Origin of the sequence: Mycolicibacterium canariasense (assembly GCF_002101555.1) — a bacterium.
Lineage (GTDB): Bacteria > Actinomycetota > Actinomycetes > Mycobacteriales > Mycobacteriaceae > Mycobacterium > Mycobacterium canariasense.
Genome location: NZ_LQOL01000086.1, coordinates 1 through 26,358 on the forward strand (window position 1 = coordinate 1; position 26,358 = coordinate 26,358).

General features: G+C 65.4%; 44 protein-coding genes. 7 read left to right on the forward strand and 37 right to left on the reverse strand.

From position 1 onward, the window contains the following. The 25 genes from AWB94_RS29560 to AWB94_RS29670 all read right to left on the reverse strand — a co-directional run. The coding region (locus AWB94_RS29560; protein WP_109790512.1) for a DUF5131 family protein at positions 1–781 on the reverse strand (781 nt) is incomplete at its 3' end. After that, complete coding sequence (locus tag AWB94_RS35320) at positions 778–933, reverse strand: hypothetical protein (RefSeq protein WP_165605413.1); 156 nt, start codon at positions 931–933, stop codon at positions 778–780. The genes AWB94_RS35320 and AWB94_RS29560, both read right to left, overlap by 4 nt. Continuing rightward, on the reverse strand, positions 930–1,424 hold the full coding sequence (locus AWB94_RS29565; RefSeq protein WP_201029625.1) for a hypothetical protein: 495 nt from the start codon (positions 1,422–1,424) through the stop codon (positions 930–932). Before AWB94_RS29565 ends, AWB94_RS35320 begins: the two co-directional genes overlap by 4 nt. 461 nt (positions 1,425–1,885) lie before the next feature. Then, a complete protein-coding gene (locus AWB94_RS29570) occupies positions 1,886–2,131 on the reverse strand; it encodes a DNA cytosine methyltransferase (protein ID WP_062659610.1) in 246 nt (81 codons plus the stop codon). Further along, entirely contained in the window at positions 2,128–2,385 is a 258-nt protein-coding gene (locus AWB94_RS29575) for a hypothetical protein (RefSeq protein ID WP_062659611.1), read from the reverse strand. The genes AWB94_RS29570 and AWB94_RS29575 overlap by 4 nt, the downstream gene beginning before the upstream one ends. After that, positions 2,382–3,212 (reverse strand): DUF6551 family protein, encoded by an 831-nt coding sequence (locus AWB94_RS29580; protein ID WP_062659612.1) that lies wholly within the window; start codon positions 3,210–3,212, stop codon positions 2,382–2,384. The genes AWB94_RS29575 and AWB94_RS29580 overlap by 4 nt, the downstream gene beginning before the upstream one ends. Then, positions 3,209–3,466, reverse strand: coding sequence for a hypothetical protein (locus AWB94_RS29585; RefSeq protein ID WP_062659613.1), 258 nt, complete (start codon positions 3,464–3,466; stop codon positions 3,209–3,211). Before AWB94_RS29585 ends, AWB94_RS29580 begins: the two co-directional genes overlap by 4 nt. Continuing rightward, entirely contained in the window at positions 3,463–3,906 is a 444-nt protein-coding gene (locus AWB94_RS29590) for a hypothetical protein (protein WP_234811931.1), read from the reverse strand. The genes AWB94_RS29585 and AWB94_RS29590 overlap by 4 nt, the downstream gene beginning before the upstream one ends. Next, positions 3,896–4,735 carry a hypothetical protein gene (locus AWB94_RS29595; RefSeq protein ID WP_062659614.1) on the reverse strand — a complete coding sequence of 280 codons (840 nt, stop codon included), beginning with the start codon at positions 4,733–4,735 and terminating at the stop codon, positions 3,896–3,898. Before AWB94_RS29595 ends, AWB94_RS29590 begins: the two co-directional genes overlap by 11 nt. After that, positions 4,732–4,965 (reverse strand): hypothetical protein, encoded by a 234-nt coding sequence (locus AWB94_RS29600; RefSeq protein WP_062659615.1) that lies wholly within the window; start codon positions 4,963–4,965, stop codon positions 4,732–4,734. Before AWB94_RS29600 ends, AWB94_RS29595 begins: the two co-directional genes overlap by 4 nt. Next, positions 4,962–5,993, reverse strand: a complete 1,032-nt coding sequence (locus AWB94_RS29605; RefSeq protein ID WP_062659616.1) for a hypothetical protein — start codon at positions 5,991–5,993, stop codon at positions 4,962–4,964. Before AWB94_RS29605 ends, AWB94_RS29600 begins: the two co-directional genes overlap by 4 nt. A 5-nt stretch (positions 5,994–5,998) precedes the next feature. Then, on the reverse strand, positions 5,999–6,841 hold the full coding sequence (locus AWB94_RS29610; protein ID WP_062659617.1) for a PD-(D/E)XK nuclease-like domain-containing protein: 843 nt from the start codon (positions 6,839–6,841) through the stop codon (positions 5,999–6,001). Continuing rightward, complete coding sequence (locus tag AWB94_RS35325) at positions 6,838–6,978, reverse strand: hypothetical protein (protein ID WP_165605414.1); 141 nt, start codon at positions 6,976–6,978, stop codon at positions 6,838–6,840. The genes AWB94_RS29610 and AWB94_RS35325 overlap by 4 nt, the downstream gene beginning before the upstream one ends. Further along, positions 6,978–7,754, reverse strand: a complete 777-nt coding sequence (locus AWB94_RS29615; RefSeq protein ID WP_062659618.1) for a DUF7352 domain-containing protein — start codon at positions 7,752–7,754, stop codon at positions 6,978–6,980. Before AWB94_RS29615 ends, AWB94_RS35325 begins: the two co-directional genes overlap by 1 nt. 181 nt (positions 7,755–7,935) lie before the next feature. Then, entirely contained in the window at positions 7,936–8,280 is a 345-nt protein-coding gene (locus AWB94_RS29620; RefSeq protein WP_062659619.1) for a hypothetical protein, read from the reverse strand. Positions 8,281–8,443: 163 nt separating this feature from the next. Continuing rightward, entirely contained in the window at positions 8,444–8,818 is a 375-nt protein-coding gene (locus tag AWB94_RS29625; protein ID WP_131805423.1) for a hypothetical protein, read from the reverse strand. Further along, positions 8,815–9,126, reverse strand: coding sequence for a hypothetical protein (locus AWB94_RS29630; protein WP_234811932.1), 312 nt, complete (start codon positions 9,124–9,126; stop codon positions 8,815–8,817). The genes AWB94_RS29625 and AWB94_RS29630 overlap by 4 nt, the downstream gene beginning before the upstream one ends. Beyond that, a complete protein-coding gene (locus tag AWB94_RS29635; RefSeq protein ID WP_062659621.1) occupies positions 9,123–9,341 on the reverse strand; it encodes a hypothetical protein in 219 nt (72 codons plus the stop codon). The genes AWB94_RS29630 and AWB94_RS29635 overlap by 4 nt, the downstream gene beginning before the upstream one ends. Before the next feature lie 105 nt (positions 9,342–9,446). Further along, entirely contained in the window at positions 9,447–9,797 is a 351-nt protein-coding gene (locus tag AWB94_RS29640; protein ID WP_062659622.1) for a hypothetical protein, read from the reverse strand. Then, positions 9,794–10,111 (reverse strand): hypothetical protein, encoded by a 318-nt coding sequence (locus AWB94_RS29645; protein WP_131805424.1) that lies wholly within the window; start codon positions 10,109–10,111, stop codon positions 9,794–9,796. Before AWB94_RS29645 ends, AWB94_RS29640 begins: the two co-directional genes overlap by 4 nt. Then, positions 10,111–10,575 carry a hypothetical protein gene (locus AWB94_RS29650; protein ID WP_062659624.1) on the reverse strand — a complete coding sequence of 155 codons (465 nt, stop codon included), beginning with the start codon at positions 10,573–10,575 and terminating at the stop codon, positions 10,111–10,113. The genes AWB94_RS29645 and AWB94_RS29650 overlap by 1 nt, the downstream gene beginning before the upstream one ends. Further along, a complete protein-coding gene (locus tag AWB94_RS29655) occupies positions 10,572–10,751 on the reverse strand; it encodes a hypothetical protein (protein WP_062659625.1) in 180 nt (59 codons plus the stop codon). The genes AWB94_RS29650 and AWB94_RS29655 overlap by 4 nt, the downstream gene beginning before the upstream one ends. Continuing rightward, positions 10,748–11,596, reverse strand: coding sequence for a Rha family transcriptional regulator (locus tag AWB94_RS29660; protein WP_062659626.1), 849 nt, complete (start codon positions 11,594–11,596; stop codon positions 10,748–10,750). The genes AWB94_RS29655 and AWB94_RS29660 overlap by 4 nt, the downstream gene beginning before the upstream one ends. Further along, positions 11,593–12,093 carry a hypothetical protein gene (locus tag AWB94_RS34800; RefSeq protein ID WP_131805425.1) on the reverse strand — a complete coding sequence of 167 codons (501 nt, stop codon included), beginning with the start codon at positions 12,091–12,093 and terminating at the stop codon, positions 11,593–11,595. The genes AWB94_RS29660 and AWB94_RS34800 overlap by 4 nt, the downstream gene beginning before the upstream one ends. Continuing rightward, complete coding sequence (locus tag AWB94_RS29670; protein WP_234811933.1) at positions 12,090–12,362, reverse strand: helix-turn-helix transcriptional regulator; 273 nt, start codon at positions 12,360–12,362, stop codon at positions 12,090–12,092. Before AWB94_RS29670 ends, AWB94_RS34800 begins: the two co-directional genes overlap by 4 nt. Before the next feature lie 212 nt (positions 12,363–12,574). Here AWB94_RS29670 and AWB94_RS29675 point away from each other — a divergent pair, with 212 nt between their 5' ends. From AWB94_RS29675 to AWB94_RS29700, 6 genes are all read left to right on the forward strand, one after another. Further along, positions 12,575–13,063, forward strand: coding sequence for a hypothetical protein (locus AWB94_RS29675; RefSeq protein WP_062659629.1), 489 nt, complete (start codon positions 12,575–12,577; stop codon positions 13,061–13,063). A gap of 74 nt (positions 13,064–13,137) precedes the next feature. Further along, the gene (locus AWB94_RS29680; RefSeq protein WP_064961403.1) at positions 13,138–13,575 is read left to right on the forward strand and encodes a hypothetical protein; all 438 of its coding nucleotides are present in this window, start codon (positions 13,138–13,140) and stop codon (positions 13,573–13,575) included. Then, positions 13,563–13,781: a DUF3263 domain-containing protein gene (locus AWB94_RS29685; protein ID WP_084395499.1), complete on the forward strand. Its 219-nt coding sequence runs from the start codon at positions 13,563–13,565 to the stop codon at positions 13,779–13,781. Before AWB94_RS29680 ends, AWB94_RS29685 begins: the two co-directional genes overlap by 13 nt. Beyond that, positions 13,781–14,959 carry a tyrosine-type recombinase/integrase gene (locus AWB94_RS29690; RefSeq protein WP_062659631.1) on the forward strand — a complete coding sequence of 393 codons (1,179 nt, stop codon included), beginning with the start codon at positions 13,781–13,783 and terminating at the stop codon, positions 14,957–14,959. Before AWB94_RS29685 ends, AWB94_RS29690 begins: the two co-directional genes overlap by 1 nt. Before the next feature lie 340 nt (positions 14,960–15,299). Then, complete coding sequence (locus tag AWB94_RS29695) at positions 15,300–15,686, forward strand: hypothetical protein (RefSeq protein ID WP_062659632.1); 387 nt, start codon at positions 15,300–15,302, stop codon at positions 15,684–15,686. Then, on the forward strand, positions 15,683–15,991 hold the full coding sequence (locus AWB94_RS29700) for a CDGP domain-containing protein (protein WP_062659633.1): 309 nt from the start codon (positions 15,683–15,685) through the stop codon (positions 15,989–15,991). Before AWB94_RS29695 ends, AWB94_RS29700 begins: the two co-directional genes overlap by 4 nt. Positions 15,992–16,360: 369 nt before the next feature. Here the strand turns inward: AWB94_RS29700 and AWB94_RS29710 are convergent, their stop codons facing one another. From AWB94_RS29710 to AWB94_RS36160, 6 genes are all read right to left on the reverse strand, one after another. Then, positions 16,361–16,735 carry a hypothetical protein gene (locus tag AWB94_RS29710; protein ID WP_062659635.1) on the reverse strand — a complete coding sequence of 125 codons (375 nt, stop codon included), beginning with the start codon at positions 16,733–16,735 and terminating at the stop codon, positions 16,361–16,363. Next, entirely contained in the window at positions 16,732–17,130 is a 399-nt protein-coding gene (locus tag AWB94_RS29715) for a hypothetical protein (protein WP_131805426.1), read from the reverse strand. Before AWB94_RS29715 ends, AWB94_RS29710 begins: the two co-directional genes overlap by 4 nt. Beyond that, the gene (locus AWB94_RS29720) at positions 17,123–17,545 is read right to left on the reverse strand and encodes a hypothetical protein (RefSeq protein ID WP_062659637.1); all 423 of its coding nucleotides are present in this window, start codon (positions 17,543–17,545) and stop codon (positions 17,123–17,125) included. Before AWB94_RS29720 ends, AWB94_RS29715 begins: the two co-directional genes overlap by 8 nt. Further along, positions 17,542–17,931: a hypothetical protein gene (locus tag AWB94_RS29725; protein WP_062659638.1), complete on the reverse strand. Its 390-nt coding sequence runs from the start codon at positions 17,929–17,931 to the stop codon at positions 17,542–17,544. The genes AWB94_RS29720 and AWB94_RS29725 overlap by 4 nt, the downstream gene beginning before the upstream one ends. After that, positions 17,928–19,304 (reverse strand): M15 family metallopeptidase, encoded by a 1,377-nt coding sequence (locus AWB94_RS29730; RefSeq protein ID WP_165605415.1) that lies wholly within the window; start codon positions 19,302–19,304, stop codon positions 17,928–17,930. Before AWB94_RS29730 ends, AWB94_RS29725 begins: the two co-directional genes overlap by 4 nt. Positions 19,305–19,580: 276 nt before the next feature. Then, a complete protein-coding gene (locus tag AWB94_RS36160; RefSeq protein ID WP_264022600.1) occupies positions 19,581–19,703 on the reverse strand; it encodes a hypothetical protein in 123 nt (40 codons plus the stop codon). Between the two features lie 81 nt (positions 19,704–19,784). On the opposite strand from AWB94_RS36160, the gene AWB94_RS35330 reads away from it, so the two are divergent. Further along, entirely contained in the window at positions 19,785–19,949 is a 165-nt protein-coding gene (locus AWB94_RS35330; RefSeq protein WP_165605416.1) for a hypothetical protein, read from the forward strand. Here AWB94_RS35330 and AWB94_RS29735 read toward each other — a convergent pair. From AWB94_RS29735 to AWB94_RS29760, 6 genes are all read right to left on the reverse strand, one after another. Then, the gene (locus AWB94_RS29735; protein ID WP_062659640.1) at positions 19,946–22,255 is read right to left on the reverse strand and encodes a glycoside hydrolase 5 family protein; all 2,310 of its coding nucleotides are present in this window, start codon (positions 22,253–22,255) and stop codon (positions 19,946–19,948) included. The two genes, AWB94_RS35330 and AWB94_RS29735, sit on opposite strands and share 4 nt — an antisense overlap. An 87-nt stretch (positions 22,256–22,342) precedes the next feature. Beyond that, entirely contained in the window at positions 22,343–23,041 is a 699-nt protein-coding gene (locus tag AWB94_RS29740; RefSeq protein WP_062659641.1) for a hypothetical protein, read from the reverse strand. Between the two features lies 1 nt (position 23,042). Next, entirely contained in the window at positions 23,043–23,789 is a 747-nt protein-coding gene (locus AWB94_RS29745; RefSeq protein WP_062659642.1) for a hypothetical protein, read from the reverse strand. 1 nt (position 23,790) lies between these two features. After that, positions 23,791–25,224 (reverse strand): fibronectin type III domain-containing protein, encoded by a 1,434-nt coding sequence (locus AWB94_RS29750; protein WP_062659643.1) that lies wholly within the window; start codon positions 25,222–25,224, stop codon positions 23,791–23,793. A gap of 19 nt (positions 25,225–25,243) precedes the next feature. Continuing rightward, positions 25,244–25,936 carry a hypothetical protein gene (locus tag AWB94_RS29755; RefSeq protein WP_062659644.1) on the reverse strand — a complete coding sequence of 231 codons (693 nt, stop codon included), beginning with the start codon at positions 25,934–25,936 and terminating at the stop codon, positions 25,244–25,246. A gap of 3 nt (positions 25,937–25,939) precedes the next feature. After that, positions 25,940–26,350, reverse strand: coding sequence for a hypothetical protein (locus AWB94_RS29760; RefSeq protein WP_062659645.1), 411 nt, complete (start codon positions 26,348–26,350; stop codon positions 25,940–25,942). Positions 26,351–26,358 lie beyond the last annotated feature (8 nt).

Below are 26,358 nucleotides of genomic sequence, written 5' to 3' on the forward strand. Positions count from 1 at the left end.
CGTGCTGGCCGTCGAAGAAGACCAGATGGTCGTTCACCGTGCGGAAGTCGGGCACGTCCGGTTCGACCGGACGCCACTCCCCCCATTGCTTGAACAGGAACGGCACCCCGGCGACCTGGCACTGATCTCGGAGACTGCGTGCCCAGTCGGGGTTCATCGGACGGGCGCAGCGACCAGACTCGCCGCCGACGATCACCCAGTCAATGCCATCCAAGTCGACATCATCTATCGGTCCAAGCAGAGGCTCACACGAGAAGAACCTGACCGCGGCCGGCGTTTCACGTAAGGCGTCACCGCGGATCTTCGCCCACTGCTGATTCTCAGCCGAGACACCCAACCAGACGTTCGGCAGCGGCCACATCCCGACCAACTCAGACGCCGAGGGCGTCAAGTCCTCCACGAAACTGCTGAACTTGCGCGACCTGAGAAGAGACCTCATCCGCGCGTGCCGTTTCGTGAGCACCTGAAACGTGTGCTGCGGGCATCGAGCCATCACCGAGAAGACGCGTGCGATGTAGTCGTCATGCACTTCGTCGTGGAATAGGTCGGACATCGAATTGACGAAGATGCGTTTCGGCTTGCGCCATGTCATCGGCAACGACAACTTGTCAGGCCGACCCTGGACATCGAACCCCCGCTCGAAGTAGTGGCCCGGCGTGCCGCGGAACCGCTCGGCGAACGTCTCGGCGTAGCAATTGGTGCACCCATCGGAAACCTTGGTGCACCCAGTAACGGGATTCCATGTGGCGTCGGTCCATTCGATGCCGGTCTTGTCGCTCACCGCGGTACTCCTCGAATCGCGTACGGGCACGGCTCATCCGGGGCAACCGTCGGCATCAGCACATCCCGCCGATACACCGCCGCATCCACGTACTCCTCGAAGCCGGCCACCTCGACACCGGTCGCCTGATTCACAATCACGACCGTCCTCACGCCGCCACCTCGATAGCGTTGAGCAGTTGCCTGCCGATGTGCTCGGTGTAGGCGGGTGGAATTGCTTCAGCGATCTCTCTCCGGACGTCGGTCCAGTCGATACCCATCGCCTTCTGCCACTGCGCTACCGTCCCCTTTCCCCCACCATCGCCGTAGACGGCGAAGTACGGTCCGTCGAACCACTGACCATGCCGGTAGCCGGCCACGCGGCCGCGGTGCGGACGATGGGATAGCTGCTGCAGCGGCCTGTTCGATTCGAAGATCCGGTGCCGTATCACCGACAGCCCGAACATCTCCCCGCACAACGTGATCGGATCAATTAGCGGCGCCGTCGGCACGTTCTCGATGACGTACGGAAGACCCAACTGTTGCAGGAGCTCACGCGTCGGCGGAACCAGGTCGGGATAATCATCGACGTTCGCATTGTTCCCCCGGTTATCTGTAACGACTTCCGTGGGTGTGTAGGACTGTGTACGACGTACGGTCGGCATCCCCGAATCCCCGTGGGGAACAGTGTTATCTGTAGCGGTGTAACCGACGTGAACACACATCAGCCGACCCCGCGCGGCTTCAGGTAGTAGTCACATCCGCAGGTGCATCGGGATGGCACCGCACGTAGCTTTCCGGTCGATTCATCGAAAGCTGTCACTTCAAGGTGGCGCCCCTCCATGTGACCGCAGACGGGACACCGGGAAATCTTCGCTTTCAGCGTTTGGGGCATGGATAGGCACGCAGGGTGGTGCGCACGCCCACCGTTGAGGTCCAACTCGGCTTGCCCTTCTGGGATAGCCTCGCCGCATGTTGCGCAAGCGTCGCTCTTACTAGTCATATCGGCGGATGGTTCCTCTCTCTGCGTCGTAGACATGTGAACCAGGTTGTCGGGGTGGATTATTCGACCTACTCATGTGCAAGTGGTGCTGAACTGCGGCAATGTGGCGCATCGATCGATTCGTTACGGATAAGATGTGGCAAGGGTCGTGTAGCGCTGACAGGGCGGCGACGCATGGATGGCATCGAACATGGTGCCGTTGTCCACAGCGCCGCGCAGCCAGGCGATCGCATCAGTCTGGAAGAACTCGAACGGGTAACTGGGTTGCGGGTCGATGTCGACGCCGACTACTTGAAACCCCGCGCGGTGATACCCCATACCGGCGCCACCTGCACCGCAGAACAAGTCGAGAAGCAGTGGGCGGTTCACGATCCGCTCACTTCGCCGCAGGGTGGTTGGGTGTCGATGCGGTGAGCGGCGCGCTCGGCGTCCTGCCTGGTGTCGAAATGCTTGCCCCCGACTGGCAGCAGCAGCGACGGCAGACCGTCCCACCCGTACGCCCGCAACAGCCACTGCGCACCGACATGACGGATCCGGTACCAGCCACGCACCCCGGCCGCGGTGGCGAGAAGCTCGTTACGGCCGACCGGACGCCACACCAGGCCCGTAGTCGCGGTGGTCACGAGGCAGCACCCTTGCGTTGATTGTTGCCGCCCTTGCCGATGCCGAAAGTCCTGTTGGACACCTCGATCTTGCGGCCCGGTTTCTTGTTGTACAGACCCATGATCACCAGCGCGGTCAACACCGGCAGCGTCCCAGACTGCATGTCCCGCAACGCCACAGCCTGAGTCGACAACTGCCGCGGCATCACATCCAACAGCGCATCAACCAGACGCTCCAGGTCAACATCGTCGCGCAGCTTGTGCAAGATCAACGCCAGACCATGGATGATCGGCGCGTCGAATCCCTCACGCCGCCGACCCCAGATACCGATGATCAGGCCCAGCACCTCATCGAGGAGCGCGTCGTCGATCTCGGCTACCTTCTCCAACGTGCCGACGCACCCGACATTGCCTTCATTCGGCGCGGGATCCATTTTGAGGTGGTGTTTGTCGAGGACGGCTTGGACGCGGACGATGATCCATTCGCCGGCGGCTAGCCGTGCCCGGTAGTGGTCGAAGCCGTTGATCTTCTTGCGTTGCCGGTTCAGCTTGTCGAACAGTTGGGCTTCCTGCTCGACCGTCAAACCCTCGTGGACGTTGGCGACGAGCTTCGGCGGTTCGGTGAGATTCCTTGCTGCCGCCCAACGGTGCTGACCATCAATCACCGCGTACCGTGGTGAGGCGCCCTCGCCGCGGTCGGACACCTCGATGATCCCTGCGAGTCTCCGGTCCCAGCCGGCGGACATCTTGCGGGCGTGTGTGGTGTCGAGGAGCCGCTGGTATGTGGGGTCGGCGAAGATCTCGCTGGGGTCCAGGACGGTCACGTACACGTCCGACGAGGCGGTCACGATTGGCCCCCGTTGATGTGTTCCAGCCGGTAACGCATCTCCCCGACCCGGCCGCGCCAGTAGCTGAACTGCACCGTGATACGCGGATCGAACAGGGCGATCGTCGCGCGGGCCGCCCGGATAGCACCACTACGATCCACATAGGTTTCCGACACCAACGTCGGCTGACCGTTCCCGCGATCCACCGTGTACCAGTATGTCGGCGGCGAGACATCGTGATTCTCCTGCTGCCGCACAAAAATCGGGCGTTTCATGGCTGTTCTCCGTTCGGATAATCGAGCTCCAGCCACAACGCGGCCCCCGTGCCGTCCGGCTGGTGGATGACAGGCTCAGGGGTAGACAGGTGATCGGCGTCGTCATCGGGCACTATCCCGGCGTCCACGAGGCCATCCACCAAGGCTTTGACGGTCGGCCAGAGGTTGTGACGGTCACGCCGCCGGCGATCCCTCGGCCTGTAATGCAGGGTGACGACGAGCATCTCGGTTCGGGGTGCTTTCCGGCCCAGCAGGGCTGCGACCTGCCGGACATCCTTCGTGACTCTGGCCTTGGCCCTCCAGTGCATCCGCTGGTTGGCCGTCAGCGGCGGCAGCTTCCACGGCAGGTCGATCCGGAAGCGTTGCGGCCCAACCTGCTCGGGCGCCGGTGGCTCCGGTGGGGGTGGCGGATCGAAACCGGGGAGCATGTCAGTCGACATGCGACTCGTTGACCTCGTTGACTGCGTCAGCGATCGTCTGCGCCAGCGGCCCCCGCGGGTTCTCCACCGTGACCGTCACCCCGTCGGCCTTCATGCCCTGCAGGATCGTCACCAACTCCGCCTCACCCAGCACCGACTCGATCGTCGGCTCGTCCGTCGCCTCACCCGGCGACGGTGTCCGCGGCATCGCAGCACCCAACCAGGTGTCCCCGATCTGCACGCGCTGCAGCAGCCGATCCTCGGCGCGGTAGAACTCCATCGGCGCCGACCGCCTCGCGGAGATCTTCACCAGCGGCTCCAGCACACCGGAGCCCCACGTCGTCTGCAGCGTCGGCGCCCTTCCGGCTTCGGCCCCGCCGGCCAGGAGCCGGCGAACCGTGTTGATCGGGAACACCGACTCATCGGACGCGTGGAACTGAAACTCGGTGTCCGAGTCGAACAACGCCGGCGTCTCCGACAACGTCACCGTCCAACCTGGATGATCACCGGGTTCGGCGTCGTCCGGCAGATCAGCCATCACCATGTCGATATCGACCGTGTGCTCGTTGTTCTTGTCGCCCTTCTTAGCGAGCGACTTGCAGATCGCGCGGACGCTGGCGGTCGACGACACCGGCCACACCGACGGGTAACGGAGCTGCCCATCGCAGCGGATCCAGGTGTGCCCCAGCACGTAGCCGGTCGACGACGTGACGGCCAGCAGGTCGACGTTGCCGGGCTCGTCCTTGTACGGCGCCCGGTAGGTGGCGATGTGCACGCCTTTGTCGTTCGAGGTGCGCAGCGCGTCAGTGAGCACCTCGACGAGCTGCTTGGTGGCGACGGTGATGGTCATAGCTTGTCTCCTGTGGTGGTGCGGGTTTCGATGCCGTATGCGGCGAGAACATCCGGGGTGACTTGTGCATCAACGACGGCCGGTGGCAGCCCGAACGCTTGCTCCAACGCCTGCACCTGCGCCAGTTGTGCGTGCGCTGCGGCCCGGGCTACGAGGTTGCGGGTGATCGACTCAACGACGCAGTCATCAGCCTTCGCCAACAGGCGCTCCGCTTCGGCGAAGTGGTTCATCGCTTGTCGTCCTGCTGATATTCGGCGATGATCGCCGCCGCCCCCGCCTCCGTGATGTCCGACTCCGAACCGATCGGCTGACCAGCAATCCCGGAAACAACGATGTACCAACCCTCATCGTCACCGTCATAGCCCTGCGCGGAACGGATCTGCTTGATCTTGGCGAGCTGTGTCTTGGTTGCCATCATCACCTCACCCGCCTGGGGTTCGGGTGCCGGCTCCGGCTTAGCCCTCCGCGCCGAGGACCGCGCGATCGCCTCCTCTGAAACGCCCTCGACTGGCGGGAACAACTCATCCTTGTCGTAGCCATCGCGCGTGATCGAGGTGTAGGTGATGCCCATCTGAGCGACATCGCCGGCGTCCCACTGCCCGCGCTTCTTGCCCAGTTTCGCCTCAATCTGCGACTCGGTAACACCGATGCCCTTGAACCCTGCCAACATCTCAGACACGCGCTGCGCCAGCGGCTTACCCTCACCGTGCTCCAACGTCTGCCGGCAGATGTTCTGCGCCTCCTCGGTGAACCACTTCGGCAGAACATTCGAGATGCACTCACGCACCGCCCGCGCGGCCACGTTGTTGTTGTTGTTGGTGATGTCGCCCAGGTTGGTGAGCTTCTCCCGGTCGCGGCCCTTCATCCGCTCGTGCGGAACCACGTAGGTGCGGGAGGTTCGCGAGTTCGTCTGCATGTCCCACGCGAACGCCTCGATCTCCGAGCCGTTCTCGTTGCGGGCCAACTCTTTCGACCCGTGCTCGATGTTCCCCCAGATGCGCGCCAGCTCCCGCATCAGGTGAACGGACGGCCCGTTGCCACGATTCGGGACTTGATAGAAGGCCTGGTTCGCCATCGCCAAGGTGCGGCACACCTCCTGCATCTCAGCGGTCGCGCGTTGAATGTTGCGGGGGCAGTTCTGCGCAACGACGATCTGCGCCTGGACCTGCGCGACGGCGCGGGACTGCTCAACCGCCGTGGCCTGACTGATCGTGGTGGGTGCAGCGGCCGGGGGCCTGTACTGAACGGGCGTCGACATAGGGGTTATTCCTCTTCCTGGTAGTAGAAATAGTTGGGCATTTCGACGGTGGTGATTCCTGGCCCGTAGCTGGGCCATACGTCGCTTCGGGTGCACTTCGCGAACAGGTCGACTGCAGCACGCATCTTCTGCGCGCCTACACGGACGGCCCGAGATGGAAGTCGGGTGACTGAAACCATGTGCGGTGGTTCGGTTTCGACATTGATGAATACAAAGTCGATGCGTTCAGGATCAGGCGCCAGCCCTGTAGCCGCGGCGGCCGTCCGATACCAGGCGTCCTGAATGTGCAGGCCCGTCTTCGCCGCCACCGCGCCGCCCCAAGCCCTCGGGTCAGCCGTGACGCTGGTCGTCTTGACGTCGGCGATGAGCAGCCAGTCGTCGACGAAGCTGAAAAGGTCGAAGCGACTCCTCAACCGGACGTGGGTGAGCGGATCGTGCCAGTAAGCAGAGTGCTCGACAGCGTCCGGAGCGGCGAGCAGCTCGCCGGCGGTTTCATGGCCGAGTAACGCAGCCACCATCGCGTCACCGAGAGCTGCGTCTTTGGTGAGTATCGGCACCTTCCCCTCGGCGTACGCCTGATCACGTTCTTCCCGTGCAGCTTTCGTCTTGAAGTCCGGGTAGTCGAGGATGGCGACGGGTTCGCCTACGCCAAGCGCTTTGCCGTGCACGTAGTGGCCGAGGTCGAAGTAGGACTTCTGCACTCGCGGCTGTGTGCGTGACCAGTGGAACTTGTACGGTGACTTCAGGAGAGCCTTTGCCGATGAGCACGATAGGCTGCCCAGATCGCCGTGGTAGACAGTCTCCGGCACGTCGCCGAACACGCCATCCTCTGCGGGGACTGCGGTCATCGCATGTCCTCGCGTGCGTCGCTGCGGTCACCGCATGTCAGTCCGGTGCCGACACCGATGTACGGCTCCACATCCAGTTCGATCTCCGGCGCGCCATGCCGCCACCGCTGCCACTCATCGACCTCGTGCGCGTACATCAGGCTTCCGAACCGAAGACATGCCACACCAGCCCAGACGGTGTGACCACAGTGCCGATGAACGAATCAATCCGGGCAGCTTCGGGCATCGGGTTACCGGTGCCAACTACCCAGACATCCAAGTTCTTCGGCGCCAGAATCTCGTAGTCGAGAGTCCATAAGTCGATGGCGACGTCCTGAATTTCGGGGATGCGGGAGACGGCCACCGATAACGGTTTCCCTCCGGCCGGGAGCCGGACGGTCTGGTAGTCGGTGATGGCGATCTGATGGCGGATTATCCTCATGTCTGGTCCCCCCCGGGCCGCGGGCAAATCCATGACCCACGCGAACAGCTCCGACTTCGGTAGATCCAGGTTCACGGTGGCCAGCAGCAGCACCGCCAACTCCTGCAACTGCCAGCGGTCCATGCGCTCCAACGCATTCCAGGTCAGCAGCGGGTTCTCTTCCTGCAGGCGCACAGCTAGGTCGATCGCGACGTCGGCGGCGACCTCCAGTTCGGCGGCGCGTTCGTCGGTGATCTCGTCGGCGCGGGGCGGTAGGGGGATCACGTTGTCGGGTGGTTCGGGCAGGGTCCGGTTGCGGGTCACGTTCCGCGGTGTCAGGCCTACACGGTCTGCGATCTCGTTGGCGGTGAGGCCGGCACGGGTGAGTTCGTGGACCTGCCGGCGCCGCTCCATGAGGTCGGCCTGGAATGCGGTCGGGCCGTAGAACTCTTTCTCGGCAGCTTCCACGCACTCGTTGATGTGCGCGGCCAGTTCGATGATGGCGGCGGTCATGCGAACGTCTCCGCGGTGTTGGTGCAGCGGCAGCGCTTCAACGGGGCCACTTTCGCCGCATGGTTGCCGCTAGTCTTGCGGCGGCGCAGCTTCAAACACCCATGCTCGTTGTGCATCCACTGGGGGCACGAGCAGTCCGGGCACGGCGCATTCAGGCGGTGTGCCAACGCGATCGGGTATTTCACAACGACCTCCGGATGTCGTCGACGGATAGGGACAGGTGGTTTCGGCGGCGGTGACGGCCACGAGTCCGCCCCGACACGCGGGAGACCGGCATCGGCTCCGCGTTGAGCTTCTCCAGCACCGACGTCCCGAGCTGCGCGCACGCCGACGCCGGGATCACGTACTCACACAGCACCCGCGACCGGCGCACACTCCACGACGGCAGCGGCCGCAACGGCGGCAGATTAGGCAGGACACCGCCTCTGGCATAGCCGGAGCTGAATCCCTTCGCATGCACAGCGTGCGCCGCCAACCAAGCGTCCTGGGCGTCGATCGGGCACCACACCCGCCGCACCGCCGTCACTTCGACCGCCGATACGCGCGAGCTATAACCGTGGCGCCAACGACATTCAAGACAACAGCGAGTACCGCTAGCCAGGCCGGCACGTTCCCAACGATGCCGTTGTAGGCATTGACTGGAATGCAGACCAACAAGAACACAAGCCCCACGACAAAGTGAAGGTTCCTCATCGCAGCACCCCGCCCACCCTGGCGGTCACCGGCACCGGCCGCGGCGCCCACTTCGCGATGAACGCGTCCAGCAGGTAGCCGTACTCCGGGCAGCCGATGATGACGGCCACCGTGACCGCCTCACCAGCCTCACCCGCTGTCAGGCCGTCCCGGACCGCGATCATGACGACCTGCTCGACCGACTCCACGTCCGGTAGCAGCTCCAGGTTCGCGCACATGGAGCGGAAGTGCTGCGCCGCATACACATCCGCCCGACCCGACACCGGATCAGCACCAGCCGGAGCCGACAAGATGAACGCGGCGCTGATCGGAATGAACATGAACACCGCCAGCAGCAGGGTCAAGCCGACGTTCCCCAGTCGGCGCCTCACAGCGACACCTCGTCATACGTCGCAGCGAAGATGTCCGGCTTGCACGGGTAGAACTCGCCCTGGACGCCACGGATGACCCAGTCATTGACGGACGCCGTCATTGTGCCTTCGAGCGTTCGGATGGCAATGCTGTGTGGGCAATCGCCGCCGAACTTCGTGCACCGGTCCGGGTCGCTACAGAGATACGTGGCAGAACCGTCCCCGCTGAGGATCCAGTCGATGATCGGCGACGCGCCGGCATCGGTGCCATCCCACTGCATCGCCTCGATCTCGACGGGCTTCTTGCAGAAGCGCTTCGGCTCGCTCACAGCGACACCGCCTCAGCATCGGCGCCCTCACACGCCAGGTAGCTCGCAAGGTTCGGCGACGCCGCGATTACGGCCTCCACCTTCGCGTTCAGCCTCCGCCAATCCGCCGGCGTCACCATGATCGCGAGACCATCGAGGCCGCCGGGATGCACCTGGATCCTCCCGTCGCGGGAGTCCAGGACGACTGGCTCGTGCGCACCATCTGTGGTGGACACGACGCTCAGTCGGATACGATCCGAATCTGACACAGGGTTTTCCTCTCATGGGTTGTTCTGGTGTCACTGGCCCCGGGCGGCTGCATCCGCGTCGGGGCCGAACTCTTAGGGGTTGGGATCGAGCAGTTCCGCGAGCCGCAGCGCACGACCAGGGCTGATCAACTCCGTGGCGTAGGCACGCAAGTGGGCGGCGAATTCGGCTGGCTCGTAGGGCTCCAGCAACTCAAGGACGAGCGGCACATCTAGGCTGGGGCGCCCGGCGGCGGGCGGGGTCGGGGAATCGCTCACCGCCGCCGGGCAAGACCCACCATCACCACTGACGGCAGGGAACAGATACGGGTCCTCGCCGACCAACGGCTCAACAGCCACGCCTCGGCGCTCAGCGTCCGACCGCGGCACGCTACGAACCGCCAACTCCCCCAACACCCCGAGCGCATTCCGCAACACAGTGATCACCGGCCTGCTCCCTTCGGAACGATCTGCCCGCATTCGAGGCACCGTTCATGCAGTGCATCGCCACCAATCCACGCGACCGGGTACGTCTTGTCATGCGAGCAATCCCCGAGCACGGCGTCGATCTGCGCCTCCACTGCCTCGGAACGCTCCCACCACCGAGGTTGATCACCATCCGACTCCGGAAGCTCCGGCTCCGGCTCGGCCGGCCGGAAATCCTGCGGCGCCAACCGATCCGGCCACAACGCATCACCAAACCGCTCACCAGACGACGGCCGTCGACGCACGAGGCGCTTCAACCAACCCCACACGCGCATCACCGGACACCCCCAACCGCGCGCGCCGTAGCGGACTCCGAACGCGCCTGGGCCAGCTCGGCCTCCAACTCACGGATCCGCTCCACCGCGTCATCGAGGTTGGCCTCGGCGGCGTCCAGCTTCTGCTGCAGACCGTCGGCACGCGTCCACTCGTCACATGCCTCCGACTCGTAGTGATGCACCTCGTTGCCCTGCGCGGCACACAAGGCAGTCGAGTACCGCAACATGTTCGCCAGATTGAGAATCTGCGTCCGCTGGTCAGTGTCAGCAGCATGATGCAGATAGGTGTCGACCAAGCTCGCGATCTTGTGCGCCAACTGCTTCGTCGTCGGCGTCTTCTCACTCAACGCCCGCAACTCGGCCAGCTCATCGACCACAGCGTCTGCAGCGGCGTTCGCCTCCCAGAACTTCGACGCCGGCGTGTGAATACCGGCCAGCGGCACCGCCATCCGAAGGGCACTCATGACGCCGCCTGCAACGCATTGATGTACGCATCGATCTGTGCGTCCGTCGAGAACCGCCGCGACCCGATCGTCACCGACCCCAACTCGCCCGACTTCCACAACGCGAACACCGTCGTGCGGGAAAGCCCACCCAGCCGCTCTGCCGTCGCCTGCCAGTTGCACAATGCCGCGCTCATGCCGCACCGCCGATCTGACGCGGCAACTCCAGCGTGCCGTTCGCGTCGATGTAGCGGGTGATGCGCTCCCACGCGTACGACTGGCCCTCCGGAGTGAGCAACCCGGTCACCACATTGCGGCCGTTCTTCGTGTCGCGTCGGTTCTCGCACAAGCCCCGACGGATAGCGTCGGTAGTGGCGTGCCCGTGATCAGAACGGTTCCCGCCGACGAACAAGTGCAGCTTCTTGGAGAGGAACTCACGGATCTGCTTGTGCAGGACATGGATGCCCTGTTCCTCGGCCCACTCGATCACCTCGCGACCGAAGTCCGTCCGATTGACCGAACCCGTCGCCGCGGCATGGGTCCTCGCGCGCTCGACCAGCGGCCGCTCAGCTTCCCGCTGAGCCTCCAACGCCACCCGCTGCTCATGCTCGACGCGATACATCTGCACGGCCTTGGTCGTCGCCTGTGCCAGGAGAGCGATGTCATCGACGCTCGTCAGGTCGAAACTCGCTACCGGTGCACGCTGAGCGAGCATCTGTCGCATGGCGTAGAACCCGGCCACCAACCGCTTCTTGAAGTCCTTCACGACCGGGCTGTTGCGGAGGTACGTCATGAGCAGCGCGGCGGCCGGCTCATCGAGAACCGCGTACTCCGTCGGGCGTCCGCCAGACTTCGCGATTTCAAATCGCAATGTCCCGATCTCGCTCAGGTCGACGGAGTTGTCGCGGATGAGCTTGATGACCGACGCATGCTCATTGCCGGTCTGCTCGGCGATCACCAGCGATGTGGTGAAAGGCTCGCCGTCGTTGCCCATGAACACCAACTCGGTGGTGCTTAACGCGGAGGTCATATCGTTGGTCACGCTTCGTCCTTTCGAGAGGGATGGGAGCCACCGGCGGCGGGCTTGTTCTTGGCGGGACGACCCGCCGCCGGTGCCAGAACAGGGGGCGGAGGCACTTCATGACCACACGCGGCGATCTGTGCAATGCCATCCGCGCGTTGAAAGGGCTGCTGCCCGAGACGATGCACCGCAGCATCGGCACGATTAACCACGTCCTCGTCCAAGCAGATCTGGCGAAGAACGAAGTAGCTGAGAGCAGCCTCGACCCCGAAGCTGTCCTGGTGCTGAACCTCGTTCTCCGGATTGTCGAGCTGGAGTCCAAGGTGGAGATCAGTGCGGGGCGCGAAGGAATCTCGAACGACCGAATCGCCGCCTTGTTTAGCGAATTTCGATGATCGTGCGTAAAGCGGCGAGATCTCAGTGCTGAAGTAGTTCGGCCCGAGACCTGCCTGCTCGTACAGGTAGTCCATCAGCAGGTCTGTCACTTCACTGAGTTCGTTCGATGCAGCGCAGATCATGCTGACACCTGCCTGCCACCAGTGCTGTGCACATCGCTTGTAACTGCAGTGCCAACTTCGATCTCGTGGGCCTCGAAGAGGTCCTCCCAGTCGACATCGAGACGAGCAGCGAGGGCGAGTGCGAAGTCCTCCGAGATGTTGCGCATGTCCCCGCGCTCAATGAGTGAGATGGCCTGCTGTGAACGCCGAACCAGGTGCGCCAAATCTGCCTGGCTGAGACGTAGGCGTTTCCGACGGCGACGAATCCGATCGGGGTCTTTGACCCTCATCCAGTACTCCTTCCGCCTGCGCGGTGGTCGCTTGCGAACCATGTTGCCCTCCTCTGGTCGTAATTACAAGTGCAGTACACAGTAATTGTCACTACTTGTCAACGCCACAAGCGGGATCCGACGCAATGTTCTGGGAGGATGCGCTTGTCACTTGTAACTGCTCTTGTGACGCCACGTAGCACAAGGAACAACCAGCGAGGGAGTCTCAAGCCGTGAACGAGACCGACACCCTGCGCGGGCTGATCGCCAAAGCCCGCCGCGAACGCGACAAGTCAGTGCGCCAGCTCGCACTGGCCGCGCAGGAGGCCGGCCACAAGATCGTCGGAACGACGCTCAACGCCATCGAGGCCGGCACGTACCACTCAGTGCCGACGGCCGAGACCATCCGGGCAATCGGATGGCTGGCGCGGGTGTCCGACGAGATCGCGTTCGCAGCAGCAGGCCGACCCGTCCCAGGGCCTCCGTTCGCGGAGGAGTTACCCCCCGGGGTGGACGACCTGACGTCCCCAGAGCGTCGCGCGGCGATAGCCATGTTGCGCGCGCTCGTCTCGCAAAGGCAGGAAATCAACCGCTATGTGGATCAAGCTTCTGGTAATTCGCCCGCGACGTCGAGAGCACCGTCGGAAGCCGACGAAAACCAGGAGGCAACTGTGCTCCCGCTCGTCGCTCGAACCGTCGAGGACGAGCCAAAACCCGAATAACACGGCTGTTATTCGAGGTCAGAACGTTTCCAATACAAACAACTTGTCGGGGGTCACAGCTAGCTTTCAGGGCCATGGGCGACCGATGGCATCCGTGGCGATACGCAGCAGAACACTTCCCGGACGTCATCATCAACTCCCATCGGGAACTCCCCGACCGCGTGTGGGGCATGACCAGTTTCCCCCTCCGGAAGGTCTGGCTGTGTCGGCGACTCCGGCAGGTACACCGCCGCTGCACGCTCACCCATGAGCTGATTCACCTGGAGCGCGGGCCTGTGCCCGACTACCTCCTGGCTGCCGAGGAACGCATCGTCGATGAGCTGGCCGCGCGCCGGCTCATCGAACTGCCGGACCTCATGGAGGGGCTGCGGTGGACCCGCGACCCCGAAGAACTCGCCGACGCGCTCTGGGTGGACCGCTCCACCTTGAACACGCGCATGCGGACCCTCGACCCCGTAGAGGTCGCCGACCTCGAACACGCACTACAGGACGAATGGCTATGGATCCCCTGACCGACACCGACCGAGCGATCCTGGACCTTGAGCACCAGTGGTGGCCGACGGCCGGCGCGAAGGAAGACGCCGTCCGCGCGCTCGGACTGTCGCCGGTGCGGTACTACCGCCGCCTGAACCAACTGATCGATTCGGAGTCGGCTTTGACGTACGACGCCGTTGTCGTGAATCGGCTGCGCCGCATCGCCGGCCGCGAGGACCGCTGATGCCCCGCCAACGACTCGCCCCCGGCGAGCACGGCAAGGTCACCACCACGCGCACCGGAAACGCCTGGGTGGCTTCGACATACGTTCGCCTCCACACCGGCCAGCTCCGGGAGCGCGAAGCCTCCTCGGCCAAGTCCGCTGAGGATGCCCGCCGGACCCTCCTACGCCGTATCAAGGCCGAGCTGGAGCGGTCGGTGCCGACCGGCGAGATCACGATGCGCACCACCCTCTCCCAACTGTTCGAGGCGTGGATCGCCGCGAAGACCGCCGATGGGCTCAAGAAGCAGTCCGAGGATCTGTACCGGCAGGCCTGGCGGCTCCACGGTCACCGGCAGCTCGGCGCCCTGCGGATCGCCGAGTTGTCGACCAGCCGGGCCGACGCCCACTTCCGGGACATGCCGCCGTCGCAGGCGCAGACACTGCGGGTGGTCCTCACGGGCATGTACGCGATGGCCGCCCGTCATGATGTCGTGCGCACCAACCCGATCCGCGAGACGCAGCCGGCGGCGACGCAGCGGAAGGCGGCCCGGGCGCTGACGGCGGCGGAGTTGGAGGAGGTGCGCGCAGCGGTGCGGGCGTACGCCGCGCCCAGTGGTCGGCCGGGGCCGCCGCGCGGGGTCATGCTGCCCGCCTACGTCGAACTGTTGGCGGCCACCGGCGACCGGCCGGGCGAGGTGTTGGCGATCCGCTGGCCGGAGGTCGATCTGCTCGGCGATCCGCCGACGGTCACGGTGTCCGGGACGCTGATCGATCACGGCCGGATCCGCGGGAAGGCGCTGCACCGGCAGGACGTCCGAAAGGGTGACGCGCCACCACACACGGTGCTGCTGCCTCAGTTCGGTGTGGATGTGTTGACCGAACTGTTCGGCCTCACCGGTGCCGCGGACGGGCCGGTGCTCACCAACCGCAACGGTGACTGGATCAGCCCGTCGAACATCGCGAGCGCGCTCCGTGAGGCGCTGTCGCCGTACGAGCATCTGCGGTGGGTGACGCCGCACAGTTTCCGTCGGACGGTCGCGACGGTCGTCCGGGACGGCATGGGCATCGAGGCGGCGCAGGCGCAGCTCTCCCATGCCCAGCTCTCGACGACGGAATCGCACTATGCGCAGCGCCGGACGGTGGGGCCGGATGCCCGCGCTGTGTTACAGAAGTTCGCTGGAGACCAGGACGGTACGTGATGAATTTACGGGGAAAATACGGGATTCGACCCCTGGGAGCAGAACAGGCCAGGGGCGAAATGCCTCTGACCTGCTTGTTTTGGCTCCCCCGGATGGACTCGAACCATCAACCGTCCGATAAGGCCACGGCGTCCGTTGATGTTCAACCAGGTAAGTGAAAGTGCAGGTAGATAGCGGTGACCGTCTTTAACAGTTCACTGCCGTGCGTCCCGATTGATGGCGCATCACAGTCGTTTATACGGGGAAAATACGGGCTGCACATCCACAGCGGGCCGTTCACTCAATCCACGACGCTGCTAACCGACTGCGGGATAGCTGGCAGTACAGCTATATTGCGGCCATGACCATTGCTGTCGGCGTGACGATCCTGGTGTGGCTGGCGTGCGCCGTGGCCGCCCTGCTGGTCGGCCGATCCCGTGGCTTCAGCGCCCGCGCCACCTTCATCGTCGGCCTCGTCTTCGGCCTCATCGGAGTGATCGCCGTCGCCGTCACCCCCGAGTCGGCTGCCCGACAGCTCGGCCAGAGCTGGAGCCAGTCCACCAAACTGGTGCCGGCGATCGTCGCTGGTGTCCTCATCGCGGGCGGCCTCGTCGCCACCATGGCTGCGCTCAACGTCCGGTTCGAGGTCGTCATCGGGGCATCCATCGGCGCCGCGTTGTTCGTCGCGCTGGTCATCACCGTGGCGGCGGAGCGGGGTCCGGCGACGCAGGACGCGCCTCGCCCATGAAGATGGTCCGTGTAGCTCTGGCCGCGGCGGCAGTCGCCGGCGGCAGTATCGCGCTCGCGGCCCCGGCGTCGGCTGGCTGCATGGTGAACATGCTCGGCGCCCAGTACTGCGACGCGCCGGTCCGCCCCGACGGGACGTGGCAGCGGTGCTGGTCCACTCAGCAGCAGTTCTATCCGACCTTCGGCTCCGGCGGCTTCCAGAACGGGTTCGGCTCCGTCCCCGCGATGGGAAACTGCTACGACGTGAACCCGGCTGATCCGTGGCCGGTGGTTCCGATCGGGCAGCCGCAGTACTACATCCAGTGACCGTCACCGGCGGACACATGTGATCGGAACCGCCGGGCCCGCTGCCGCGTCTAACCCTGGCATGGACGATATTCAGCAGCGAGTCACCGCGGCGCTCCGGGAGTTGGCCGCCGCCTATGGGTGGCCGTCAGCGTTCGTCGGGTCCGGTGCGGACGCGGCACCCGTCGGTCAGCGATGGCCCGTAGGTGACGTGACCGCACGCCCGGCAGAACCAAGTCTGGTGCCGTACACCGCAGTCGCAAGTGGCAGTCCCGACCAACACCTCGTTCGGTCCCAGCGGGTCCCCATTCGCGCAGCGCGACGGCGACAGCGTCACCCAACGGTCGCCACGCCTGACCAGTTCGCCGACCTCCGCCACAACACGGAAGACTAGTCCTCATCCACATTGTGTCGGGCCCGCCGTGCAGCCCCGATCGCTTCGCGTGCACGCATCGTCTGCTCGGCATCGGCCGGCACCAAGCGGATCAGCTCGAACATGGCGTCGATCAGCGAATCGATAGCCATATCCCGCGCGGCCGTGCGCCGTTCCGAGCGCTCCAGTTCCGATTTGCAGTCCCGGGTGGCTTCCTTCGACTCTGACAGTGCTTCCTTGAGGGATTGCACCGCTACCGTCGTCGGAGTGGCCTCCGCCTCTGCCGAAGCCTTCTTGCCCTCGCCGCGGCTCTTCGGCCATGCCACCGCCGCGGAGATCAACGCCGCCATACCCAGCGTGAGCGCCCACTGCCCGATCTGCGCCCAGTTCATTGGCGGTCCCGGATCATCATCCTCCACACCAGGCCGGCACGTACGGCGCATCCCAAGGCGGTTCCTCCATACCCGACGGCCAGCGTGGTGTTCCACGACGGCGCACTGGCGGGCAGGTTGAGCGAGTAGAACATCAGAGCGACAGCGCACCCGAACATCCCGGCGCGTTCGGTCTTCGCGCCCAGGGGTTCCCGACGGATGACGGCTGATGCGATGCACGCCAGGGCCGAGCACAGCACCAGCGTCGAGAAGGCTCTCTGAGACCAGAATGTCATGTCGCGGACGACCGTCGAGCCGGTCGGCCCGAATGCCAGCTGCGACACCGCCGAGTAGGACAGGAACACCATCGTTCCGAGGACGACGGGGTGGCGGGCATCCCGCTGCCGGTTACGCACGGCGGTTCTCGTCTTTGATGTGCAGCCGGTACATGACGGCGAAGCATGTCCATGCGATGACCGCGAGCGGGTTGACCGTGTCGACTGGGTTGTCGAGCATGTCGCTGGTGAACGCGAGGACCGCGGCGGCGTCGAGGGCGCAGAACCACAGGAACGCGATCCGGGCGCCGAGCAGGCGTGCCCGGATAGATTCGCGGCGGCACCCGTACAGCAGCGCGAGGCCAGCCGCGAGGATGACCGCTCCCCACGTCGCCGGGCTGCCCGGCACTTCCAGGGCGTAGGTCCACGCCGCGGCGGTCCAGCGGGTGCTGCCTGATTCGACGTGGGAGGCGATGATCGTTGCGCCGAACGCAGTCGCGATCCAGCCCAACGCGCGCGCGTTGCGGCTGATGATCGCCGCGCCCAGCGCGGTCATCGCCGCGTGGACTTCAGGAACTGCTCCACAAGGTCGAGTGCTGCGGCCGTCGGCGCCCCGATGATCGGTGTGCCACCGATGGCCTGGTTGACGCCCTTGAGGATGTTCTCGAGTGCAGTGTCAGCTTCGGCGGCGGAGGCGGCGCGGTCGTCACGTTCTTGGACTGCGGCCTGGACATCACTGATCACACGTTCGTCGACCGGCGCTGGAGGCCCGGTGGGGGCGGGCCGGTTCGGGACACCGAACGTCGCGACGCCGGTGAGGATCGCCACGACGGACCCGAGGTACACCGACCATTCGGCTGGTGCGTTGACGGACACGAGGAAGGTGGCGACGGCTCCCAGGAGCGCCGCGATGGCCTTGGCGTATTCGCGGATCTTGGTCATGCGGATGCTCCGTTCGCTTGCAGCACGGTGGGATTGGTGGTGGCGATGTACAGCAGGATGCGGGTTGCGAGCGCCTTATCGGCGGCGCGATCGGGGTACTTGGTGAGGTCGGCGTTGGCCACTTCGGCGAGCAGAGCGAGGGTCGTCGGGTCGCCGACGAGACCGAGCAGGATGGACACGACAACGTGGACGTTGCCGTCCTCGTTGAGGCCGATGCCGGCGATGGTGTCGATGTTCCCCTCACCGAGGTGGCGCAGCGGCGACCGTGACGGGTAGGGGTTCTTGGCGAGGACGCGCAACAGGTCAAGTACTTCGCGCTGTTCGTCGGCGTTGAGTGCGGACATGAAGTCGTCGTCTCCTGACTGGGTGAGGGTGAGTAGCTGGTCGCCGAGGTTGATGGCGCGGCGGTAGCGGTCGCGGCGGGCGGTGATTCCGTTCTGGCCGCCGTTGATTCGCTGCGTGACGGCCACAATGTCGCCTGCATCGGACAGCGCGTTGATGTCCGGTCGGGCCACGGTCCAGTACCAGGCGGGGCCGAGGCCGGCGTACTGCATCTCGGCCAGCCGTCGGGAGTCGTCGATGAAGAACGTCGGGGTGGGGACGATGCCCTTGCTGTACGCCCACGCGGAGAGCTTCGTGTAGTTGGCGCGGCCCGTAATCTGTATCCACGAGCGGCCTTTGAACCGCACACCGTCGCCGGGCTGGCAGTTCCCGAGGTCACTGCAGCGCCCCTCGTAGGCCGCGCCGGAGGCGTATTCCTCGGTGGCGTTGAAGCCAGCTGATTCGTGGCCCATCTGGGCCAGCCACATCGCGATGCGGTTGATGTTGGTGCATTCGGAGTCGCGTAGACCGTTCACGACGCCGGGCAGGATGTCGGTCGCCTTGGCCAGCGTGATTCCGGCGGCTCGGGCGAGGACATCAGCCTGGTTACCGGCGGGCGGAGGTGGGACGGTGCCGCCGCGGCGGAAGGTGGAGAACCCGTCGGCGCGGATCTTGCGGTTGATGAAGTCCTGCACCTTGGGGAACGGCCGGTCGTTAGCTTGGTCGTAGGTGTCATAGCCGACCTGGCTGTGCATCTCGTCGACCGGGTTGTCCCACCGGCCAGCCCAGAAGACGTTGCCCTCGTAGAAGGCTTCCATCTCGGCCATCGTGGCCATCTGCGCGGCGTTGAGGGATCCGCGCTTCTGGAATGGGTGGGAGTTCCAGTTGAGGTCGATTGCCGTGCCGCCGGGATGATTTGACGTCGCGACGGAGTTTCCCGGCGTCCAACACGCGGAATCAGCGTCGCGCAGCGGCTCGATGTAGGCGTTCCAGTCGGCGGCCCACGCCAGAAGCAGCACCAGCGGCGGCCCATTCTGGATCTGCAGTGTCACGCCGCCGTTCGTGCCAGGAACAGCGGCCCACGTGCATGAGCCTTCATCAACGTAGGGCCAACCGTTTTCGGAGAATCGTCGGCCGTTGAAGAGTCGTCTTGCCATCAGCAGACCTCGGAGATCTCAGTCGCCGTCATCGGAGAAACCTCACGCGGCGCCGTGGCCGACCAGACCGGATCTTCAGGAGACCGTCGGGCATGCCGGCCATCTCCATCGCCAGGCGCTGCCACCGGCACGCGCAAGCGATGTCCTGGCCGAGGAACGTCAGGGTGTGCATCAGATGCGTTCCCGCCCGTCGAGCAGTTCGGCGGCGATCAGGAACGCGGCCGCCGCGAGCAGATCACCCAAGACCGCGGCGCACACGACGATGACGCCGCCCCGCACAATCCCATGTCCCATGTCCGGGACGGTATTGACGCCGGGTGCAGGTCGTTCGTTCGGCGGATGGCCGACGTCGGGGGGTGTGGGTAGCCTGTCAGGATGCGGGTGTCAGCTGATGTTGAGCGCTGCCCGACGTGCCATCAGCCGTTGCCGGGACCGGATGTGTATGTGGAGGATCCGCCGTCGCGACTGATCGTTTGGATCGTCGGCGCCATGATCGTGTGGGGCCTGATCGCGGCCGCCGTGTGGCTCGTCGTGTTCTAGTACGCCCAGCACCAATGCACACTGCTCGACTGCGACGTCGGCACACCCAAACTCCCACCCACCGCCGGCGGTGTCGTCTGCCCCGTCGCCGTAGACGCCCCCGCGAACACCGGCGCGACCGTCGGCGAATTCAGTAGCCCCGAGATACCAGCCAGCGTCGGGACCGTGCCGGCCGCCACCATGATGTGGAAGTACACGTTGCCCGCCGGGAACACCGTCGGCGTCGCGAACGGCACCGTGATCACCGACGACGCCGCAATCGCACCCGAACCCTGATCCGCAGACACCGCCAGCACATTCCCGGCCGTGTCCGTGGCGGCCACCCACCAATGCGTCGGCGACACCGCCGCCGTCGACCCCGTCAAGAACTTCAACCCCGTCACCAGCGTCGGCACCGCGAACCCCGCCAACACCGCCCGCGGGGTCCCCGACGTCAACAACCCCAACGACCCCGAGATCACGACCTGTGTCCGGTCGATCGACGTCCACAACGCACCCGCCGGCGCCCCGAACAAACGCGGGTCACCTGCAGGTAGCGCGGACACCGGATACGACGCCGCATCCAACTCACCCAAGTTGTACTGCCGCAGTGAGCAGTTGATCAGCAGATGGTTCTCATTGGCGGCGAACCCGTACCCGCGGAAGACCAACACCGCGAACGCCGCATTGGACGGCGAGACCCGCACCACCGGCAACGCCAACGGCGCCGCCGGAGAATCGATACCGCGGGTGAGCGGGGAACTGACGATGTAGGCGTTGGAGGAGTCGTACCAGTCGATTTGCAGGCTGACCGGCTTGGCCGAATAGTTCTGCGAGGCCAGCACCTTCACTGTGGCGATGTACGGCGTCAACGGCAGCACGGGGATGCCGTTGGTGGGGCTGGTGCCGACCTGAACGTTGCCGGCCGCGGTGGCGGCGACGGCCAGGCCCTCCGAGGTGGCGGTGAGGTAGGTGTTGCCGCCGCCCGTGATCCATCCGCTCGTCGTGGCTGTCGGGTTGGCCTGCGCCGGCGTCAGCAGGTTCGGGGCGCGGTAGGGGCCGCTGGGCATCGGGGCGGCCGTGAACTTCCGCAGCTCCGACACCAGAGGTGCCCGCTGCCCCGACGTGGTGGACAGCGGCGAAACACCCGGTGTGAACCCGGTGTTGTCCCAGATACCAGCCTTCAACGCGTCCGCGGTGCCCTGGTCTGCCAGCGCCCACACGAACGACCCGAGGATGTTGGGGCGGTTGTGCAGCAGCCGCGCCGACGTGTAGCGGGCCACCCGGTTCGCGTCCGCCGCCTGGGACTGGTCGGCGCCGAACTCCCCGATCAGGATGGGTTTCTTGACGCGGTCGATGAACCCGTCGACGTCGGCGGCGCCGGCGCCTTCCAGGTAGACGTGGATGTCGGCGAAGTCCGCGCCGCCGTCCGCGGTCCACGCCTGGTATGGCAGGGAGGTGGTGTCGGTCCAGAACTGGACTGCGGTCCCGAAGTTTCCGGACGAGTTCGACGTGGTCAGCGGGACACCCGGGGCGGCGGCGCGGACCGCCGTGTACAGGGCGAGGACGTCGGCGAGGACCAGGCCGTCACTGTAGCCGGAGCCTTCCTGGAACAGGTCGAATCCGATCACGTTCTGGTAGGCGGCCAGGGCGGCTGCGGTGGTGGTGATGCTGGTGGTGGCCGCGGCGTCTTGGAAGCTGTAGGTGGTGCCGTTGTAGAACGCCCACTTCTCCGTCAGGCACGGGTAGAGGCGTAGCCCGTTCGCCATGCAGTACTCGGCGAGTTGCTTCCAGCGGGCGTCGTAGGTGGCCTGGGTGATCTGCGGGGCACCCGAGCCGGTGCCCGCCACGAGGACGACTTGAGGGGCGCCGATGACGCGGATCGCGTTGAGCCCGAGTTTGATCGCCCGGTCCACTTCCGGCTGAATCCAGTTCGCCCAATCCCATTCCGACCACAACCCCGCCCACGATGCGCCGGACGGGCGGACGGTGATGTTGCCGCCTTTGATGGTGCCCTCGGTGAGGGCGGTGCGGGCGCGACGGCGGCTGGCTGCCGCGAGCGCATCGCGCGCCGCGAGTTGGTCCGCAGCGGTGAACACCTGCTCCCCCACCGCGGTCGCGCCGATCACGGCCCTCGCAGTCTCCTCATCCGGGCCCGCAGCCACCACAGCCGGCTTATCGGGGAACGTGTCCCACGACTGCGCCGGGAACGGCACCGTCGCCGCGGTCGACCCGTCACCGCGCTTGAACACCACCGACGTGCCGTCCTCGGAGGTTTCCGCGTCGGAGATGCCGAAGTCGGCGACGTAGCTTTTGGGGACCAGCACGTCCTCATCGTCGACCGATGATGGTGTAGTGATTTCACCCGCGGAGTGCCTCGGCATACCGGGCAAGCTAGCCAGTCGGGGTGCGGTTCAGACCAGCGCGAAGAACCCCGAGGTTGATGCTGGCGGGGGGATCGCAACGGTGATGGTGGCCCACTCATCAGCGGCCGCGTTGAGGGCGAGTGCCGCGTTCGTCATGTTGACCGGGACGCCGCCGGCCGCGTTCACCAACAACCGAATCAGCGACTGCGACGTGACACCCACGTTGTTGCTGGACTTCACGACCGTCGTCCACCCCGAGCCCGGGTCGCCGACACCACGCCCGGTGTCATCTGGCGCCACATAGCCGAGGATCAGGGAGCCGTCGCGCAGCGGTGTCACCGCCGGGAACGTCACCGCCGCGGTTGCGGAGCTGGCCTGATTCGCCGTCACCGCCGACACGCCGTCACCGCCGCGCACCACCACCGCGATCCCGCGGCCCACCCCGCCCGTGTTGAAGATCCCGGGGATGGTCCACGAGTTCGTGCCGGCCGTCACCTCCGCAGGGGTGATCGCGTGCGCGCGGCAGAACCCGATATTGGTGGTCGTATACGTGGTCACCGAGATCAGCGACCAGTCCGCAGTCGTGAACATCGTCGGTGTGGCCGAGTTGCAGTTCCCGAACAACAGCACCGCGTCACCCAACTGCGGAACGTACCCGGAGATGGCGGGGATGGTGGCGTCCGTCGAACTCAGGGACGGGGCGCTGCCACCGGTGGCCGGAGTCGAGGCCACAACGCTGACGGCCACGTTAGGCCACCCGCTGCACAGCCAGGACGTCGATCACAGTGTCGGCGGCGTTCCACTTCCCACCCACATACAGCGTCTTCCCGGCCACCGTGGTGGTTGGGAGGGCGGTGCCGACTTCCCGCCACGCCGACCCCCACGAGATCGCCCGCCCGGTCCCGTTGTCCTTGATGCGCAGCACGATCGGCTGCCCGTCGGTGGGGGTGCCGGTGATGCCCAGCGTCATGGAGGAGAAGTCGACGGCTTGGGCGGTGATGGACACTTGGTCGGTGGTGTCCCACGACCACGCCGGCTGGGCCGCAGAGACGATCGGTGTGACGCGCGGCGCGAACCCGCGCGCCCCCAACGTCGCCCGCGCCGCCGCAGCATCCACGTCGTCCCACAACGTCAAAATGAACGGGGTCGGATCATCCGGCACCGGCCGATACCCACTGATCGGCCACCACACCCCATTCAGCACCTGAAACGCAACCACCTGCCCCTGAACCACCAACGGCAGCTCAGTGACCAACTCCATGATCGTGTCCGGGCCCTGACACGTCGCGATCACCGCATTGGCGGTGCCGTCCTGCTTCGCGAACGCGACAATCGTCGACTCACCCACATCGTTGATCAACGGCAGCGCAGCCGTCACATCCCCGACGGTCGCGTCGTACAGGTTGATCCGGCCCGGCGTCGCCGGCACACCCGACGTGAGTGGCACCGTCATCGTCAACGGCGCCAAGTACTTTGCGGTCTGAATGTCAGCCACCCTATGCCGCCTTCACCAGGTTGACGCCGATCGCGACGTTACGCAGCGACGTGGTTTCCGAATGCACCACCGACGTGCCGCCGGGGGCGTCACCGACCCGAATCCACTTCCCCAGCCCGCCGATCGACGACGAACCGTTCTGGTAGCGCAACGTCTGGTTGTAGTCGGTCGGCTGCGCGGACGTCGACGTGTTCCCCGACAGGGACGCATACGCGGTGTAGGAGCCGACCGCCGACGGAATCGCCAGCGAGATCGGCGTTCCCGGCGAATCGTGCCGCACCGTCACCGCGGCATCGAGCGATGCGACCCCCGAATAGTTCTCCACCACAGCGGTCGTGGCGAGCTCAGTTACACCGGTGGCGTCCAAGGTGACGAGAATGTTGTGGGTGCCGACGGTCGCGTTGGCTTTCTTCCACAGCACGATCGCGCCCTGCTGCTGACTCGACGCCGATCGGATCGAGATCATGGCGTGCGGAACACCCAGACTGCCATCCACATCCGACACCGCGGTGATGGTGTTGAACGATGCGATGTCCTTGTACTTCGTGTGGGTTGTGAAGCCCCACACCAGCATCATCCGGTTCCCGCCGGCCAGGACGGTGGTGGTGACGGTGGTGTTGTTGGAGGCGTTGGTGCGGACCCCGACAGCCCCGGCGGGTGCGACGGATGCGGTGGCCGCGGTGGAGGGTGTGATGGTGCCGGATAGGTCGGATTCGCGGTTGTCGATGTTGATCGCGGTCGCGTTGAGGCTGTACTGGGTGTTCGGGGACAGGCCCACGTAGGTGTAGGTGGCGTCGTCGGTGCCGACGAGGGCGCCGTCTAGGAAGTAGTTGTAGGCGACGATCCCGCCGCCCGGATCGGACGCACTCGCCGTCACCGAGATCGACCCGGAGGTGATGTTGGTGGCCGTCAACGTCGGCGCCGTCGGCCGCGACGAACCCGACCCGCTATCAGCGCCCTGCGGGATGATCGCCCACGCCACACACAGATACTCCTCAGGCGCCCACACCTCATCCGGCTTGAGGATCATGGTGTTCTCATTCGGGCGGGAGTGCGGGCACCCATCCAAGGCCTCGAAGTCGCCCGAGTTTTTCAGCAGGACGAAGTCGAAGTGCCGGGTGCCGAAGTTGTGCTCGAAGGTGTGCTCCGTATGCACACCGTCGCCGACGGCCAGGACGACGCGGGACAGTTCGAGGCGGGTGGGGGTGTCGGTGTTGTCTTCGGAGCCGCCGCCGACGGTGATGATGCCGTACCCGAGGCCCGTGTCTTCGACGGTGGCGCCGTACCGTTCGTCCATCGTCCGGCGTGTGGAGCTGGTCGCGGATCGGACGCGGGCGGCGACAACAGCGTCGATTTCGTCGGGCACCTGCTCGTTCTTGAACCGGGTTCCGCGTGCCCGGCCCTCGTCGAAACCTGGGAGCTTGTCACCGGCCATGCGCGGAAAGGTATGTGGGTTAGGTGCAGTCGATCGAGGCCAGTGACGGGGAGAAGCGCCGCGGCCCGAACACGTCCTTGTAGCCCCGCTCAACCACGGTCAAGGTGCGTTCCGAGCTCGTGTTGAGGGCGGTGCCGGCGGTGTCGTTCCATTCGCCGACGAACTGCCCGTTGTAGTGCATGGTGTGCAGGTTGCCGTTCTGGGTGAGGCGTGCCCGGCCGCCGCCTTGGAAGGATCCGCAGGGCACGACTTCGGTGTCGGTGGAGGAGACGCGGCGCACGATGTACAGGCCGGACGCACGCAACCGGATACCGACACCGGCTGTGCTGGCGGAGGTGTTGGTGGCGCGGCGGAAAATGTCGGTGGACAGGTTGCCGGAGCCGGGGTTGCCGATGACGATTTCGACGTATCCGTCGGCGGCGTGCTGCGCGGCGGTGTAGCGGGCCCGCCGGGTGAAACTCGAGATGAGTGGGATGTTGTCGGGCATGAGGACGCGGGCGAGCCCGTTTTCGACGCCGATGTCGTAGCCGGAGCCGCCGTCGTTGGTCCACACCCCGGATAGGTCGAGGGTGCCGTCTTGGTAGGTGCTGAAGTCGGCGTGGATGCCGTTGGGCGTCCAGATCGACGTTGCGCCTTTCCGCCATGCCGTGAGTGGCGTGTCCCCCAGGTACCAGGCGGTAATTGGGTGTGCCGACCCGTAATTTGTCGGCATCGGTTAGCTCCAGGTGCCGTAGAGGGTGTCTGGGTCGGGGGTGATGCCGGCGTAGTCGGTGGCCGACAGGAAGACGATTTTGAGGTTGATGGGGTCACCGTTTTCGTCGTAGGCGGTGACGACTCCGGTGCCGGTCTTGTCGGGGGTGACAGCGTTGGGTGCGAGTTTCGGTGTGGTGACGGCGGCGCCGGCGAGTTGCCCGTTCCCGACCGCGTTGGCCGCGATCTTCGTCGGCCCTACCGCGCCGTCAGCGATCTTCGTCGCGGTGACAGACGCGGAGCCCAGTTTGTCCTCGGTGATGCCGCCGTTCGCGACGTTCACCGGTGCGAGGCGATACACCTCGTCGCGCACCTCGGGCGCCAGCCGCTCACCCTCGGGTTGGTCAGCGTCATACTGGACGAACAGATCCGCCATGACGCCAG